This is a genomic window from Tetzosporium hominis, assembly GCF_002265435.1.
In the GTDB taxonomy this organism is placed as follows: domain Bacteria; phylum Bacillota; class Bacilli; order Bacillales_A; family Planococcaceae; genus Chryseomicrobium; species Chryseomicrobium hominis.
Map to the genome: position 1 here is coordinate 1 of NZ_NOKQ01000116.1, position 16,011 is coordinate 16,011.

Annotated in this window: 15 protein-coding genes; all 15 read left to right on the forward strand. The window is 44.9% G+C overall.

The features are described from left to right. The first annotated feature begins 311 nt into the window (after positions 1-311). Positions 312-758: an acyl-CoA thioesterase gene (locus CF394_RS00440; RefSeq protein WP_094941319.1), complete on the forward strand. Its 447-nt coding sequence runs from the start codon at positions 312-314 to the stop codon at positions 756-758. A 60-nt stretch (positions 759-818) separates the two neighbouring features. Beyond that, positions 819-1,031, forward strand: coding sequence for a helix-turn-helix domain-containing protein (locus CF394_RS16020; RefSeq protein ID WP_279327631.1), 213 nt, complete (start codon positions 819-821; stop codon positions 1,029-1,031). Between the two features lie 78 nt (positions 1,032-1,109). Beyond that, on the forward strand, positions 1,110-1,571 hold the full coding sequence (locus tag CF394_RS00450; protein WP_094941321.1) for a MarR family winged helix-turn-helix transcriptional regulator: 462 nt from the start codon (positions 1,110-1,112) through the stop codon (positions 1,569-1,571). A 9-nt stretch (positions 1,572-1,580) separates the two neighbouring features. Then, positions 1,581-2,375 carry a glutamate racemase gene (gene racE, locus CF394_RS00455; protein WP_094941322.1) on the forward strand — a complete coding sequence of 265 codons (795 nt, stop codon included), beginning with the start codon at positions 1,581-1,583 and terminating at the stop codon, positions 2,373-2,375. 53 nt (positions 2,376-2,428) lie between these two features. Next, positions 2,429-3,184 (forward strand): ribonuclease PH, encoded by a 756-nt coding sequence (gene rph, locus CF394_RS00460; protein ID WP_094941323.1) that lies wholly within the window; start codon positions 2,429-2,431, stop codon positions 3,182-3,184. Next, positions 3,184-3,777: an XTP/dITP diphosphatase gene (locus tag CF394_RS00465; RefSeq protein WP_094941324.1), complete on the forward strand. Its 594-nt coding sequence runs from the start codon at positions 3,184-3,186 to the stop codon at positions 3,775-3,777. The genes rph and CF394_RS00465 overlap by 1 nt, the downstream gene beginning before the upstream one ends. Positions 3,778-4,314: 537 nt before the next feature. Continuing rightward, positions 4,315-5,310: a tetratricopeptide repeat protein gene (locus CF394_RS00470; protein ID WP_094941325.1), complete on the forward strand. Its 996-nt coding sequence runs from the start codon at positions 4,315-4,317 to the stop codon at positions 5,308-5,310. A gap of 96 nt (positions 5,311-5,406) precedes the next feature. Next, on the forward strand, positions 5,407-6,690 hold the full coding sequence (tig, locus tag CF394_RS00475) for a trigger factor (protein ID WP_094941326.1): 1,284 nt from the start codon (positions 5,407-5,409) through the stop codon (positions 6,688-6,690). A gap of 117 nt (positions 6,691-6,807) precedes the next feature. Then, complete coding sequence (clpX, locus tag CF394_RS00480) at positions 6,808-8,073, forward strand: ATP-dependent protease ATP-binding subunit ClpX (protein WP_094941327.1); 1,266 nt, start codon at positions 6,808-6,810, stop codon at positions 8,071-8,073. A 509-nt stretch (positions 8,074-8,582) separates the two neighbouring features. Continuing rightward, positions 8,583-10,913 (forward strand): endopeptidase La, encoded by a 2,331-nt coding sequence (lon, locus tag CF394_RS00485; RefSeq protein ID WP_207761664.1) that lies wholly within the window; start codon positions 8,583-8,585, stop codon positions 10,911-10,913. Next, entirely contained in the window at positions 10,903-11,490 is a 588-nt protein-coding gene (gene yihA, locus CF394_RS00490; protein WP_094941329.1) for a ribosome biogenesis GTP-binding protein YihA/YsxC, read from the forward strand. Before lon ends, yihA begins: the two co-directional genes overlap by 11 nt. 583 nt (positions 11,491-12,073) lie before the next feature. After that, on the forward strand, positions 12,074-13,438 hold the full coding sequence (gene hemA, locus CF394_RS00495; protein WP_094941330.1) for a glutamyl-tRNA reductase: 1,365 nt from the start codon (positions 12,074-12,076) through the stop codon (positions 13,436-13,438). A 93-nt stretch (positions 13,439-13,531) separates the two neighbouring features. After that, positions 13,532-14,359, forward strand: coding sequence for a cytochrome c biogenesis protein CcsA (gene ccsA / locus CF394_RS00500; protein ID WP_094941331.1), 828 nt, complete (start codon positions 13,532-13,534; stop codon positions 14,357-14,359). Between the two features lie 18 nt (positions 14,360-14,377). After that, positions 14,378-15,307 (forward strand): hydroxymethylbilane synthase, encoded by a 930-nt coding sequence (gene hemC, locus CF394_RS00505; RefSeq protein WP_094941332.1) that lies wholly within the window; start codon positions 14,378-14,380, stop codon positions 15,305-15,307. Further along, the gene (locus CF394_RS00510; protein ID WP_094941333.1) at positions 15,300-16,010 is read left to right on the forward strand and encodes a uroporphyrinogen-III synthase; all 711 of its coding nucleotides are present in this window, start codon (positions 15,300-15,302) and stop codon (positions 16,008-16,010) included. Before hemC ends, CF394_RS00510 begins: the two co-directional genes overlap by 8 nt. Position 16,011: the final 1 nt, after the last annotated feature.

Here is a 16,011-nt window from a genome sequence, read left to right on the forward strand (position 1 = left end):
AATCAAGGTAAAAAATATTAAAAAGCTCGTAAGAGCAATTCAAACGTTGATACATCAACTTTTCTAGAGGGAGACTCCGAGGTTCTCCCCTTGGAAAAGGGCTTCTCAGGTGAAATTCAGCTACGCAAAGAGAAAAGGCTGATGGCCGCTCCCAAAGATAAGCGTGTCTTTTCTGAGCACTCTTCTATTTCAAAATTTCAATCCACTTTCATATTAAGTAGAATAGGAAGAGTAATGATTTGTCTGACAAATTATGCTATACTTATGAATGAATAGTCATTCACTAAATTAGCTACAAGGGGTGCGGTATCATGAGAGCAAATTACATCGGGGACGTTGAAAAGTGGAAGTCGGAATTTCAATTTTATTCAGAAGTCAGTGTACGCTTTAGCGAGACGGATATGTATGGCCATCTCAACAATACAGTGAACTTCGCTTACTTCGAATATGCACGGATCGAATTTTTCAAACACATTCAGCTGATGAACGACTGGTTGGATCCAAAAGGCTCCACAATTCCAGTAGTTGCAGACTTGCAATGTGATTTCGTCAAACAAGTTTATTTTGATGAAAAACTCAAGGTCTATGTCAAAGCGAATTCTGTCGGAACGTCTTCAATGGACGTTCACTATATGATGGTTAACGCGAAAGATGAAATCACTGCAACCGGAAGAGGGACTATCGTCCAGATTCACCGTGTGACGGGAAAGCCGGTTGCATGGTCAGAAGAGACAAAAAAACTGTTACAACACGCGTAAGCATGCACGCCTTCCCCAAGTCATTCATACAGTATGAATAGACCATGGGGAGGGATTTTTTTGTTTCCATCCAATTATTTCATCTTGACGCAACGCGAGCGTGACGTGTTTCAGTTGCTAACCAGCGGAATGACAACGAAAGAAGTAGCTGCTGCACTAGAGATTCGAGAGAAGACCGTACGCAATCACATCTCAAATGCCATTCAAAAACTTGGCGTCTCGGGTCGCAAAGCTGCGATTGAAGAACTGATTCGGTTGGGTGAAATTCACTAAACACACAGATACGCTTGTAATTTTCGCAAGAAGACGTCACAATAAGTAGTACAAGGATATGCAAAAGTGAGGGATTTGATGACGAACGAAATCAATGAGCCGGTAACCCATGACGCAGACCGCGTGGCCGTGCTTGAAAAAGAGTTGCGCTATATCTCAGGCGTAATCAAACAAAAAGGAAGACAAATTCTTAATTCTTATACAATTACTCCACCTCAATTCATTGCGCTTCAGTGGCTGCATGAATCTGGGGACATGACAATCGGAGATCTATCTACTAAAATGTACTTGGCCTTCAGTACAACGACAGACCTTGTCGACCGCATGGAAGCCAATCAACTCGTACAGCGCGTCCGTGACGAATCGGATCGTCGAGTCGTCCGCATCCATTTGCTGGCTGAAGGGGAGCGCATCATTGAAGAAGTAATCAACAAGCGTCGTGACTATTTGACTGCTGAGCTTGAGAGCTTCACGCAACAAGAAGTCGAGCAACTAACAGAACTGCTCCATAAACTCCATAAAGAAATGAAAAAGAACTGAGGAATTACTGTGGATCGTCCGATTGGTATTTTAGATTCAGGTGTCGGGGGCCTTACGGTCGTCAAAGAAATCATGCACCTGTTACCAAATGAACAATTGATATATGTCGGGGACACGGCGCGCTGCCCATATGGACCGCGAAGCCCGCAGGAAGTCCGCAAATTTACGTGGCAGATTTCACTTGCCCTTCAGAAGATGAACGTCAAGATGCTGATCATCGCATGTAACACGGCAACTGCTGTGGCGTTGAATTCATTAAGTCGCCAAATGCCGTTTCCGGTACTTGGAGTCATTTTCCCAGGAGCACGTGCTGCTTCTAAAGCTACTCGCAATCATAAGGTCGTCGTGCTCGGAACATCGGGTACTGTGAAAAGTGGTGCATATGAATACGCCATCTCTGCTTTGAGCTCATCGAGTCAAGTTGAGGCGCTTGCTTGCCCTACGTTTGTTCCTCTCGTTGAGAGTAATGAATACGAAGGCGAATTTGCGCACAAGATGGTGCAAGAGGCCCTCGCTCCTTTAAAAGGAAAAGACTTTGATACAGTCATTTTAGGGTGCACCCATTATCCGCTACTTCAAGGGCATATCGAAGAAGTCGTTGGAGAGCATGTACATGTGGTGTCATCTGCACAAGAAACCGCTAATGACGTCAAAGACTATTTAGATTTTCACCAACAACACAATACAAAGCCAGGCAGAAAAGAGCCTATCTTTTACGCAACGGGTTCGATCCCGATGTTCAAAGAGATTGCAGAACGCTGGCTCGCGCTTGAACACGCAGATGTTCGACGTATCCAATTTTGACCCTCCTCAGGATGTCCTGCAGAGGGTCTTTCTACGACAGAAAGGAAGATTTTATGAGACATGATCAACGTACCGCACAGGCACTGCGCCCTGTAGATATCACTAAAGATTTTATTACACACCCGGAAGGTTCCGTCCTTATCACAATGGGAGGCACTCGAGTCATCTGTAACGCTACCATTGAAGAAAAAGTACCTCCGTTCTTGCGTGGACAAGGTAAAGGCTGGGTTACAGCAGAATATTCGATGCTTCCACGTGCAACGCATTCTCGTTCTCCTCGCGAAGCAGCAAAAGGGAAGATTTCGGGTCGTACGATGGAAATCCAGCGTCTCATCGGCCGCGCACTGCGTTCAGTAGTGGATTTAGAAGCTCTTGGAGAGCGCACAATCTGGGTTGACTGTGACGTTATCCAAGCGGATGGCGGTACACGCACAGCCTCTATCACAGGAGCATTTGTTGCGATGACTCTCGCTATCAGTCGTTTAGTCGAAGAGAAACAGTTGCCTGTATTTCCTGTCCGAGACTTTTTAGCAGCGGTCAGTGTGGGTGTTCTAGAATCTGGAGCAGTTGCAGACCTTAACTACGAGGAAGATTTTGCAGCTCACGTCGATATGAACCTTGTCATGACAGGAAAAGGTGAATTTGTTGAAATTCAAGGGACAGGTGAAGAAGCAACGTTTTCACGACAACAACTCAACGAACTACTTGAGCTAGGTGAACATGCCATCAATGAATTGATCTCGATTCAAAAGCAAGCTCTAGGTGCGATTGCAGATGAAATCGGAACAGACAATGGAGGACTTGAATAATGAAAGATATTTTGATTGCTACAAAAAACAAAGGGAAAGCTAAAGACTTTGAGTCTATCTTTGGGCCTCTTGGCTATAATGTAAAAACTTTAGATGACGTAGCGTCTCACCTCGATGTGGAAGAGACCGGTTCGACTTTTGAAGAAAATGCTATTTTGAAAGCAGAAGCTCTTGCGAATGAATTAAACACGATTGTCATTGCTGACGATAGTGGTCTCGAAGTCGATGCGTTAAACGGAGATCCTGGTATTTACTCGGCTCGTTATGCAGGAGAAGCGAAAAGTGACGATGCCAACATGGACAAGTTGCTTGCGAATTTAGAAGGTGTGCCAGCTGAAGACCGTACAGCACGCTTTGTTTGTGCCATTGCATTAGCACAACCTGGCAAAGAGACCGTCACGTATCGTGGGACATGTGAAGGTGTGATTGCGAAGGAACGCCGAGGTGAGTATGGTTTCGGTTATGATCCAATTTTCTTTGTACCTGTACAGAATAAGATGATGGCGGAGCTGACGCCGGAGCAGAAGTCTGCTATTTCACACCGTGGTGCTGCGATTCAGAAACTTCGTGCAGACTGGGACGGCTTGAATTAATTTTTGTGAAATACCATTGACTTTGCATAGTGGTCTATCTATAATGAGAAATGTCTTTCCTGTCTATGGATAGGGGAGTACTTTGACTCTGTAGCTCAGTAGGATAGAGCAACGGCCTTTAATGATAGGAGCCTCTATATGGAAACAACAACTTATAGAGTGGACGACACTGTATCGGTGAACCCTTCCAGGTCATGCTGATGGCAATACCGAGGAAACTTACGATCACATGCGTGATCAAAGAAAATCAAAGGATCATATTAGTATGATGGTAGATTTTCTGAAGCATAATCTTAGATTATCGTGAGGTTCCGTAGAGACTATACGTGTCGCACCTGAAACGGTGAAGATATAGTCCAGACCACAAACATACACTTGGTGGCGAAAGCCATAGTGGTAAGCTAAGCCGTCGGTCGGGGGTTCGAATCCCTCCAGGGTCGTACTAACACTTGTGAGCCTTCTTCTTTCTAGATTACAATAGAGAGAAGAAGGCTCTTTTACTTTTGAACCGAATTCCCAACAGGAAGCAGGTGACCTATGAAAAAACATCGTCCAGAAAAGCGCGGGAACATAATCATCTTTCCTGGCGCCTTGAACACTCAGATCGACAAAGCGCTCCGTGCTGCTGATCGGCATGACTTTATGGAAGCCGTCCGGCACTTCGACACCGCCAAAGAGCTCGGGGTTCTTGAACCAGAAGCGGAACTGATCTATGCTTATTCGCTTTATGAAGTTCGTCAGTTCGAGAAAGCACTTACGATTTGCGATACCCTCTTACACGAAGGCTTCGATGAATACGAAGAGCTCATGGACCTATATGTCACGTTACTTGTCGAGTTGCGCCGATTTGAGGAAGCGGATGCCCTGATCAGTACTTTGATTGAAGAACGTGTGTTGTCGCCTGAGCGCAAAGAGAAGTGGTTGCATCTTCGTGAACTCAGTGGCCGACTCGCAGCGAATGTTGAAACGAAAGAAGTGCCTGAGCCACTAGAAGAGTTGAACCCAGAACTCTACAGCATTCCAGAGTTTTTCGAAAAACCTCTTGTTATGCAGTATCAACTGTTACTTGCTGCCTTTGAGGGCGACTGTCAAAAGCTCGAAAGAGAATGGCAAGCAATCGTCGAACATCCTTCTGTCCATCCGGTGATACAGACGCTCGCTCTCTTGCTACTCATCGCAACAGATAGCCAAGACATCGTCCGCGTTAGAAAGTTCAACTGGGATCAACCGTGGGTGCCAGCAGCATTAGATGAGCCATTTGAGAACGAACGCTTCCAACAGCTCATAACTAAGATCGAAGAACGACTCGAAAACGAACCGACTGCGTATCTGTTAATTCGTGATACATTCCAGCATCACAGTTACTTACAGTATCCGTATGTCTGGAATGGATTTTCGGATGAAGACGTCGTCGAAGGGTACACGTTGTATTTTGAAGAGCTATTACTTGGTGAAAATAAACGCTCGGATCATAAAGTGCTGCGCATGATACACAAGATCGATCAGCTCTATGCGCTACTAGAAATACAATAGGTTGAAAGTACCCGTAACTATGGTATAATGTACAAGTTGTCAATACATTAAATAATGTTTAGTCAAAAATGAAACCAATTGTTGGAGGTAGAATATATGTCAACGAAGTGGGAAAAACAAGAAGGAAACGAAGGCGTATTAACGTTTGAAGTTTCTGCAGAAGAGTTTAAAAAAGCAATCGACGAGGCTTTCAAAAAAGTCGTAAAAAACATTAACGAGCCAGGATTCCGTAAAGGGAAAATGCCACGTCAAATGTTCAACAAAAAATACGGTGAAGAAGCACTTTATCAAGATGCAATCGATATCGTACTTCCTGAAGCTTACACAAAAGCACTTGATGAGTCTGGTATCGAACCAGTAGATCGTCCAGAAATCGACATCGAGTCAATCGAAAAAGGTCAACCAGTTGTTTTCACTGCAAAAGTAACAGTGAAGCCTGAAGTGAAACTTGGTGACTACAAAGGTCTTGAAGTGACTCCACTTGAAGAAACAGTTACTGAAGAAGAAATCAACGAACAACTTTCAAACCACCAAGCTCGTCTTGCTGAAATGTCAGTTAAAGAAGACGCTATCGTAGAAGGCGACACTGCAACAATCGACTTCGAAGGATTTGTTGGAGAAGAAGCATTCGAAGGCGGTAAAGGTGAAGATTACGACCTAGAAATCGGTTCTAACACATTCATCCCTGGCTTTGAAGAGCAACTAGTTGGTTCTAAAACTGGCGACTCTAAAGACGTAGTTGTAACTTTCCCAGAAGAGTATCACGCTGCTGAACTAGCTGGTAAAGAAGCTACTTTCAAAGTAACTGTTAAAGAAGTTAAAGGAAAAGTTCTTCCAGAACTTAACGATGACTTCGCTAAAGAAGTAGATGAGTCAGTTGAAAGTCTTGATGCACTTCGCGCAAAACTAACTGAGCAAACTACTGAAGAGAAAAAACAAACTGCTGCACAAGCACTTCGTGATGACCTTGTGGAAAAAGCTGCTGCTAACGCAGAAGTAGACATTCCACAAGCAATGATCGATTCTGAAGTAGACCGTATGCTTCAAGAGTTTGGTCAACGTCTATCACAACAAGGTATGAACCTTGACTTGTACTACCAGTTCTCTGGTCAAGATGAGGAAGCACTTCGTGCACAAATGAAAGAAGATGCAGAAAGCCGCGTGCGTGTATCTCTTACATTAGAAGCAATCGCTGCTGCTGAAGGTATTGAAGTAACTGAAGAAGACGTGAACGCAGAGCTAGAAAAAATGACAGCTCAGTTCGGTATGACAGTTGATCAAATCAAAACAGCATTAGGCGGAACAGCTATCTTAGAAAACGATATCCGTTTCCAAAAGACAGTTGAGTTCTTAGTAGACAACGCTAAAGTAACAAAATAAGAGACTTCATACGGAGCAAGGTGCAGATCATTCTGTACCTTGTTCTTTACATAATCATTTCATTTGCTATACATACCATAATCTTGTAAACTAAATCTCTGAATAGGGGTGAGTACAGTGTTCAAATTTAACGACGAAAAAGGGAACCTAAAGTGTTCGTTCTGCGGTAAACCTCAAGAACAGGTTCGCAAACTTGTAGCTGGCCCTGGAGTATATATTTGTGATGAATGTATCGATCTTTGCTCTGAAATTGTGGAGGAAGAACTAGGAACAGAAGAAGAAGTTGAATACCGTGAAGTTCCAAAGCCTCGAGAAATCCAAGGGATTCTTGATGAATACGTCATCGGTCAAGAGCGTGCTAAAAAAGCATTAGCTGTAGCCGTTTATAACCATTACAAACGCATTAACTCAAACAGCGTCATCGACGAAGTTGAGTTATCAAAATCAAATATCGTCCTTATTGGACCAACAGGAAGCGGGAAAACTCTTCTTGCTCAAACACTAGCTCGCATTCTGAACGTACCGTTTGCTATTGCAGACGCGACGTCTCTAACAGAAGCAGGTTATGTAGGGGAAGACGTAGAAAACATCTTGCTGAAATTGATCCAATCTGCGGATTACGATATTGAACGTGCTGAAAAAGGCATCATCTACATCGATGAGATCGATAAAGTAGCACGTAAATCAGAAAATCCATCCATCACACGTGATGTATCGGGTGAAGGTGTTCAACAAGCCCTACTAAAAATTCTTGAAGGAACTACTGCAAGCGTGCCGCCACAAGGTGGACGTAAGCATCCGCATCAAGAATTCTTACAAATCGACACTACGAACATCTTGTTCATCGTCGGTGGTGCGTTTGACGGCATCGAGTCCATCATCAAACGCCGTATGGGTGAGAAAGTCATCGGATTTGGTTCAGATCCAAACAAAAAAGACCCAGAAGCAGCTAGCCTAATGGCGAACCTGATTCCTGAGGACTTATTGAAATTTGGTCTAATCCCAGAATTCATCGGCCGTTTACCAGTGTTAGCTAGCTTAGAGACGTTAAATGTAGAAGCACTTGTGCAGATTTTAACAGAACCTAAAAATGCTTTGGTTAAACAGTACGAGAAAATGATGGAACTGGACGGCGTCAAGCTAACGTTTGAAAAAGAAGCGCTTTCGGAGATCTCGAAACTCGCTATCGAACGTAAGACAGGTGCGCGTGGACTTCGCTCCATCATCGAAAACATCATGTTAGACGTCATGTTTGATCTTCCTTCTCGTGAAGACATCGTAGAATGTGTCATCACAAAAGAGACAGTAACAGAAGGCCAACCGCCAAAGCTACTGAAAGAAGACGGCACGGAGTTCATCAACGACACGAAGACGTCTGCGTAACAGCGACCATCCAGCTGGCTTTCCGTTAGCTCAACTTTGAGCCGACAGAGAGCCAGTTTTTTTGTTTTAGATGTGGAAGGCGTTCAGTCGTTTTTTAGGGTGAGCGGTCGTTCATCGACAAATTTGGGGTTTTTTTAAACAAATTTGAAGCTTCAATACGCAAATTCAAAGTTCTATTGAGCAAATTAGTATTTCTATTCGGCAAAACTAACGAAAAATAGCAAATCAACTTTCGAGTCTCGAGGGTGAGCGGTCGTTCTGGTACAAGTAAAGCGATTTGTTGATCATGTAGGCCGGTTTCTAGAACATGTACGCTTATTTCTAGAACATGTAACCACATTTGTAGATCCGAAGTCGTTTTATGGAAACTAAACACCTTGCCCCACTTAGAAAACACTTAACAACAAAATCCATTAAAACAAAATGCATGTCTCTAGGGATATTTGACTGCTTTCGAGTATACTAAATGAACAAGCTGGTCAACATAGACCATGAAAGGTGGAAATGTGATGACCTCACAAGAAACTTCCCGTTACCCAGTGCTGCCACTGCGCGGTTTACTGGTTTTTCCAACGCTGACGCTACATATCGATGTCGGCCGTAAAAAATCTATGGCCGCTTTGCAAGCTGCTATGAAAAACAATGAACAAATCGTATTGATCGCACAGCGCGATATGGAAATGGACAATCCTGCACAAGAAGATTTATATGATGTAGGTGTCTTGGTTCATATTCGTCAACTTATGAAATTGCCAAATGGCACGATGCGCGTTCAAGTCGAAGGTCTCGAGCGAGCTGTTCTCGAATCATATGAAGTAGGCAAGACGTTTGATGAAGTCGAAGTGTCTACAATCACAGAAGCGAAAACCCCAAGCTCGGAACAAGAAGCGTTGATGCGCACATTGAATGAGAGCTTCTTAAAATTCAGCAAGCTGTCTAAACAAGTCTCGGAAGACTCCGCTCGTGCGGCATCTGAGATTGCAGAAGCAGGTCGCCTAGCCGATACAGTTGCTACACACTTGCCACTTCGTATTGCTGCAAAACAAGAAGTGCTTGAAACATTTGATGTCACAGAGCGCTTGGTGTATTTGATTCAAAAACTCGAGAATGAAAAAGAAATTCTAGATCTAGAGAAAAAGATTCAGGTTCGCGTTAAAAAAGCGATGGAACAAACTCAAAAAGAGTTCTATCTGCGTGAGCAGATGAAAGCCATTCAAACAGAACTTGGAGACAAGGACGGCAAGACAGGAGAAGTGTCCGATCTACGCAAAAAGATTGAAGAGACGGGCTTCCCAGAAGCAACGAAAAAGAATCTTTTAAAAGAACTGGACCGTTTTGAACGTATTCCTGCCCAGTCTCCAGAAAGCGGCGTCATCCGCAATTACTTGGACTGGATGACCTCAATACCTTGGACGGAGAAGACTGAAGATCAACTAGATATTCACCGGTCACAAGAAATTTTAGACCGCGATCACGATGGTCTTGAAAAAGTAAAAGAACGGATCTTAGAATACTTGGCAGTTCGCCAGTTGACGCAATCACTTCGCGGACCAATCCTTTGTCTCGTAGGACCTCCTGGAGTTGGGAAAACATCTCTTGCGAAGTCGATTGCAGAGTCACTCGACCGCAAGTTCGTCCGCGTAGCACTAGGTGGGGTTCGTGATGAATCAGAAATCCGTGGTCACCGTCGTACGTATATCGGTGCAATGCCTGGCCGTATCATCCAAGGGATGAAAAAAGCGGGCACGATCAATCCAGTATTCCTACTCGATGAAATCGATAAAATGTCGAATGATTTCCGCGGAGATCCGTCGTCTGCAATGCTTGAAGTGTTGGATCCTGAACAGAACCATTCATTCAGTGACCATTACATCGAGGAGTCGTACAACTTATCGAATGTCTTGTTTATTGCAACAGCAAATGACTTGTCTTCGATTCCAGGTCCACTTCGCGACCGGATGGAGGTCATTTCACTTGCGGGCTATACCGAGATGGAGAAAGTCGATATCGCAGAGCACCATCTACTGCCGAAGCAGATGAAAGAGCACGGCTTGAATAAATCCAAACTCGCTATGAAACGAGACGTCTTGTTAGATGTTGTCCGTTACTACACGCGCGAAGCAGGAGTTCGTTCACTTGAGCGCACGATCGCAGGGATTTGCCGAAAAGCAGCTCTTCAAATCGTTAAAGGTGAGAAGAAAAAAGTTACGGTAACCCCACGCAATCTTGAGGACTACCTAGGCAAACGCAAGTTCCGCCACGGGCAAGCTGAGCAATCCAACCAAGTTGGAGCAGCTACTGGCCTTGCCTATACATCCGTTGGAGGAGACACGCTTCAAATCGAAGTCTCGCTTTCTGCTGGTAAAGGCAAGCTGCAACTAACAGGAAAACTCGGAGACGTCATGAAAGAGTCGGCTCAAACTGCGCTTTCTTACGTCCGTTCGAATGCGGAAGCACTCGGCATCGCAACCGATTTCCATGAGAAATTTGATATTCACATCCATGTTCCGGAAGGAGCGGTTCCAAAAGACGGGCCGTCCGCTGGAATTACGATCACGACCGCTCTTGTATCCGCGCTCACAGGTCGTCCTGTTAAACGAGAAGTAGGGATGACAGGCGAAGTGACGCTGCGAGGTCGCGTGTTGCCGATTGGTGGATTAAAAGAAAAAACATTAAGTGCACATCGTGCCGGCATCGATACGATTATCTTGCCAAAAGACAATGTTCCGGACATGGACGACATTCCGGACAGCATTCGTGAAGAGTTGACTTTCCATCCAGTTTCACAGGTGGAGGAAGTATTGGCCATCGCACTGGAGGAGGCAAACTATGCAAATTAATAACGTAGAATTATTGATCAGCGCGGTGCGTCCTGAGCAGTATCCGGAAACGGGACTATCAGAGATCGCACTCGCAGGTCGTTCCAATGTAGGGAAATCCTCTTTCATCAATCGCATGATTGGTCGAAAGAGCATGGCCCGCATCTCATCAAAGCCAGGAAAAACGCAAACACTGAACTTCTATAAAATCGAAGAGCAACTAGTATTCGTCGATGTTCCTGGATACGGATATGCAAAAGTTTCTAAGACCGAGCGTGCCGCTTGGGGCAAAATGATCGAGACGTATTTCACATCTCGCGAATCGTTGAAGTCGGTCGTATTGATCGTAGACTTGCGTCATCCACCAACAAACGACGACATCATGATGTACGATTTCTTGAAGCACTACTCCATCCCGTGTATCATCGTGGCGACGAAGTCCGACAAGATTCCAAAGGGGAAATGGGAAAAGCACAAGAAAGTCGTGAAAGAGACGCTCGATATGGACCCAGCGGATCCACTAGTCCTGTTTTCTTCGGAGACAGGCAAAGGGCATGACGAGGCTTGGGCTGAGATTTACAAAGCAATTGAAAGATAAGTTGGATTTGACAAGGTCCAGACTAAGGGGTTTCTCATAATTGAGAAGCTCCTTTTTTGCAGGTTTTTTGTGTGTAGGGGAAGCGTTCCGCGGGCGCGGGCTGAGCCAAGGTCTCAGCTTCCGCTTTTAATCCCGCTGGAGTCACCCCTACACACTCTATATGTACACAATTTTTAAGAACAGTAGCATTTGAAAACAGCATTCCTATAAAAGTCATGAGCCTGAGATGCCATTTCCCAGGGTATCAGAGGTTCTGCGAGACCCCGCAGGAGCCTGCGACGAGGAGGCTTGGAGGTTCTCCCCTTGGAAATGGTGTCTCAGGTGAAACAATCTTTATACATGCTTACTGATTTAGAGGAAGGGTATATGTATTAGTAAAGTTCAATTATCGGACTTTTCTGTATAAACCCCTATCGTTGTAAGCCTCAACGCATTTTGGTACACTATATTTAGAATCATTCTAAATTAGAACGTGAACGGCACGTTTCTTTCATATACTGTTCACAAATGTCGAAGTGCGCTGTCCTAGAGTTATGCTATACTAGGACTAGTGAAATGGAACGTATAAAGGAGATATGACGCAATGAACACACTCGTGGTCGGTGTCAATTACCGAACAGCTCCTGTTGAAATTCGTGAGAAGCTGTCTTTTATTGAGGCGGAACTTCCGAATGCAATGGAAGCGTTGCAAGAACAAAAAAGCATATTGGAGAACGTTATTGTCTCGACGTGTAACCGGACGGAAGTGTATGCGACCGTTGATCAGTTGCACACGGGCAAATACTATATCAAACAATTCTTGGCTGCTTGGTTTGACCTCAGCATCGACGAGTTGTCTCGCTACGTCTTTATTAAAGAAGAAGACGATGCGAAGAAGCACTTGTTCAAAGTGTCTGCTGGAATCGACTCAATGGTGCTTGGTGAAACTCAAATCCTTGGCCAAGTGAAGAAGAGTTTCTTATCAGGACAACAGCACGGTACGACAGGTACAGTGTTCAACCAACTGTTCAAACAAGCCGTGACGTTTGCGAAGCGCGCTCATGCAGAGACAGCGATTGGTGAAAACGCAGTATCCGTTTCGTACGCAGCTGTAGAGCTTGGAAAGAAAATCTTTGGTTCACTGAAAAACAAGCACATCGTCATTCTCGGAGCAGGGAAGATGGGTGAGCTTGCGATTCAGAATCTTCACGGGTCTGGTGCTGGTAAAGTGACGGTCATCAACCGCACGTTTGAAAAAGCGGAACTGTTAGCAGCGAAGTTCGACGGCAAAGCAAAGCCACTTGATGAACTGCAATGCACGCTACTTGAAGCAGACATATTGATTAGTTCAACTGGGTCTTCGACGTATGTCATCGACTTCGAATTGATGGAGTTTGTGGACAAGCTTCGTAAAGGGAAGCCTCTTTTCATGGTAGATATCGCAGTTCCACGTGATCTAGACCCGAAAATTGGCGATCTACCGAACGTCTTCTTGTATGACATTGATGACCTTCAAGGCATCGTAGAAGCGAACTTAGCAGAGCGCAAACGTGCTGCAGCGAAGATTGAAGACATGATTGAAACCGAAGTAGCTACATTTAATGACTGGATTGCAACACTTGGTGTGGTTCCAGTGATTTCAGCACTTCGCAAAAAAGCGAGTTCGATTCAGCAAGAGACGATGGCATCGATTGAAAACAAGATGCCGGAGCTTACGGACCGCGAACGCAAAATTTTAAATAAACATACGAAATCCATTATCAATCAATTGTTGAAGGAACCAATCCTTCAGGCAAAAGAACTTTCTACAAGTCCAGAGGCTGCCAAGCAACTTGCGTTGTTCCAACAAATCTTCGGCATCGAAGACGAGGTCCAAGGTGAGGTCCAACTGGCTCAGCAGAAAGCCAAACTGGCAAAGTCCACGGCTTCTGAAGAAGCTCCGGCACTCCGTGGCGAATACTCGTTTTAAGGACTGAAAAAGACGTTTCTCCAATCTATTTGTGGCATAATAGATGATAGAGAAATGTCTTTTTTGTTTGATTTTGAGTAGAGGATGATTTCAATGAATGAGTTATGGATGCTCCGGCTACAGGAAATCATCGTAATCTTGATTGCTGTTAGTCTGGTCTTTTATGTGATCGACTTCTTGAAAAAAAATAGACGTATGAACCGTATCGGTACTGGGCTATTACTGACAGGGTGGGGTGTGCAGACGTTACTGCTACTTTACTTATTGATTGGTGACAACCGGTTCCCGATTCTTTCATTAGAAGAAGGCTTTTATTTTTATGCTTGGCTGTTACTCGCTGTCACCATCGGCTTGCAGGTCATTTGGAAGCTCGACATCCCTGCACTCCTTGTGATGTCCATCGGCTTTGTCTTTTTAGTCATTCACACATTTGGAGCGGGACGAGAAACAGGAGGAGCAGTCTCCGATTCGCTTATCAGTGAACTGTTGATTATCCACATCACGTTCGCAATACTCGCATATGTGGCGTTTTCTGTATCGTTCGTGTTTTCTGTACTCTATTTGGTGCTGCACCGAATGTTGAAGCAGAAGAAGTGGACATCGCAGTTTGCCCGCTTGCCGTCGTTATCGCAAGCCGAATCGATGATGACCTATTCCATCATCGCAGGTATTCCTTTATTATTTGTCAGCTTATTGTTAGGCTTGGAATGGGGCTATATCGCCATTGACGGCTTTAACTGGCTCGACTCAAAAATTGTCACTTCGTTCTTACTGTTGGTCGTTTATCTGTTTGTCTTTATTATCCGAGAACGACCTCGAGTTGTTGGAACGAATTACGCATGGATTCATGTCTATGCATTTTTAGTAGTACTGATCAATTTCTTCCTCGGAAGCTCGTTTTCCGAATTTCATTTATGGTAAACAGAAAGGTTGAGAAATATGCGTAAAATTAGCGTCGGCTCACGCCGTAGCAAACTTGCCCTTTGGCAAACGAACTGGTTCATTGACCAGATGAAGCAGAGTGGGGCACCGTTCGAGTTTGAAATCAAAGAAATCGTCACTAAAGGAGACCGCATCCTAGACGTTACACTTTCTAAAGTGGGCGGCAAGGGGCTATTTGTTAAAGAAATCGAACAAGCTCTTTATGACAAAGAAATCGACTTCGCTGTACACAGCATGAAAGATATGCCGTCAGCGATGCCACCAGGGCTTGTGATCGGCTGTGTGCCTGCACGAGTGGATGAGCGCGATGCGTTTATTTCGAATGACCATGTGAAACTTGCGGACCTTCCAAAAGGTGCTGTTGTTGGTACGAGTAGTCTCCGCCGCAGTGCGCAGATTTTGCTGCAACGTCCGGATCTTGAAATCAAATGGATTCGCGGGAACGTGGACACGCGTCTTGAGAAACTTCGTGCTGGGGAGTACGATGCAATCATCTTAGCAGCAGCTGGTCTGAAACGTCTTGGCTGGAGCGACAACACGGTAACTGAATATCTAGAAGCCGATGTCTGCATTCCAGCAGTAGGGCAAGGAGCTCTTGCCATCGAATGCCGTGAAGACGATCAAGAACTTTTAGATGCTCTTGGCAAATTGACGGACGATACGACTTGGAAAGCTGTCGAAGCAGAGCGTGCATTCTTGCATGCGATGGACGGCGGATGCCAAGTGCCGATTGCGGGTCACGCAACGGTTGACGGGGACACAATCACCATGACCGGACTCGTTGCAGCTCCTGACGCTTCAGTAGTTTACAAAGAGACACAGTCAGGAACGGATGCGGATGCTTTAGGTAAAGCCATCGCAGAGAAGCTAACAAAAGAAGGCGCGTACGACTTGATCCAACGCGTCAAAGAACAGAGCGATGTCTAAGCGAGAACCATTCATTTTAACATCTCAGCTCCATGATCGGAGCTTTCTACAGCGTGTAGAGCAGGCAGGATTTGAACCAGTACACGCGCCGCTTATCGGCACGAACTATCGTGTCCTTAGACCAGTGAACTTAGAGAAAATCGAATCCTGTGATTGGCTCGTTTTCACGAGCCAGACAGCTGTACATGCTTATTTTTCACAAGTTTCTAAACCACCTACTCAGAAGATCGCAGTAGTAGGATCGAAAACAGAAAAAGCACTTAACAGCTACGGTTACAGGGCATCTTTTATGCCTTCTACTTTTAGCGCAGACGTTTTCGTCGAAGAATGGAATGCTTCACCGCATGTGAACGAGACCGTCGCTTTTCTAAAAGGAAACTTGGCGAAGCCGACTATCGAAGCAGGTCTTCATAGTGATGTGACGGCCGTATGTATTTACGATACCGTCACGCTTCATGAACATGTCGAAACGATCACCAATTTGATCCAGAACCATCCGCAATTGACACTTGTTTTTGCGAGCCCTTCTGCAGTCGAAGCATATGTAGCAGCAGGTGGGACCGTACAACCCAATGTGATCTACTGTGCGATTGGACATATTACGAAACGAGCTATGACCGACCACGGATTTCCCGTACACGTCATGCCAAGCGTCTACACACTTGATGCTTTGCTCGAACAACGAATTCATTTAGAGGAGTGAC

Excerpts from the sequence above, each read along its gene's own strand:
- hemC (WP_094941332.1), top strand. The coding sequence starts at position 14,378 with ATGCGTAAAATTAGCGTCGGCTCACGCCGTAGCAAACTTGCCCTTTGG.
- CF394_RS00440 (WP_094941319.1), top strand. The coding sequence starts at position 312 with ATGAGAGCAAATTACATCGGGGACGTTGAAAAGTGGAAGTCGGAATTT.
- hemA (WP_094941330.1), top strand. The coding sequence starts at position 12,074 with ATGAACACACTCGTGGTCGGTGTCAATTACCGAACAGCTCCTGTTGAA.
- lon (WP_207761664.1), top strand. The coding sequence starts at position 8,583 with ATGACCTCACAAGAAACTTCCCGTTACCCAGTGCTGCCACTGCGCGGT.
- CF394_RS00470 (WP_094941325.1), top strand. The coding sequence starts at position 4,315 with ATGAAAAAACATCGTCCAGAAAAGCGCGGGAACATAATCATCTTTCCT.
- rph (WP_094941323.1), top strand. The coding sequence starts at position 2,429 with ATGAGACATGATCAACGTACCGCACAGGCACTGCGCCCTGTAGATATC.
- CF394_RS00450 (WP_094941321.1), top strand. The coding sequence starts at position 1,110 with ATGACGAACGAAATCAATGAGCCGGTAACCCATGACGCAGACCGCGTG.
- tig (WP_094941326.1), top strand. The coding sequence starts at position 5,407 with ATGTCAACGAAGTGGGAAAAACAAGAAGGAAACGAAGGCGTATTAACG.
- ccsA (WP_094941331.1), top strand. The coding sequence starts at position 13,532 with ATGAATGAGTTATGGATGCTCCGGCTACAGGAAATCATCGTAATCTTG.
- CF394_RS00510 (WP_094941333.1), top strand. The coding sequence starts at position 15,300 with ATGTCTAAGCGAGAACCATTCATTTTAACATCTCAGCTCCATGATCGG.
- CF394_RS00465 (WP_094941324.1), top strand. The coding sequence starts at position 3,184 with ATGAAAGATATTTTGATTGCTACAAAAAACAAAGGGAAAGCTAAAGAC.
- yihA (WP_094941329.1), top strand. The coding sequence starts at position 10,903 with ATGCAAATTAATAACGTAGAATTATTGATCAGCGCGGTGCGTCCTGAG.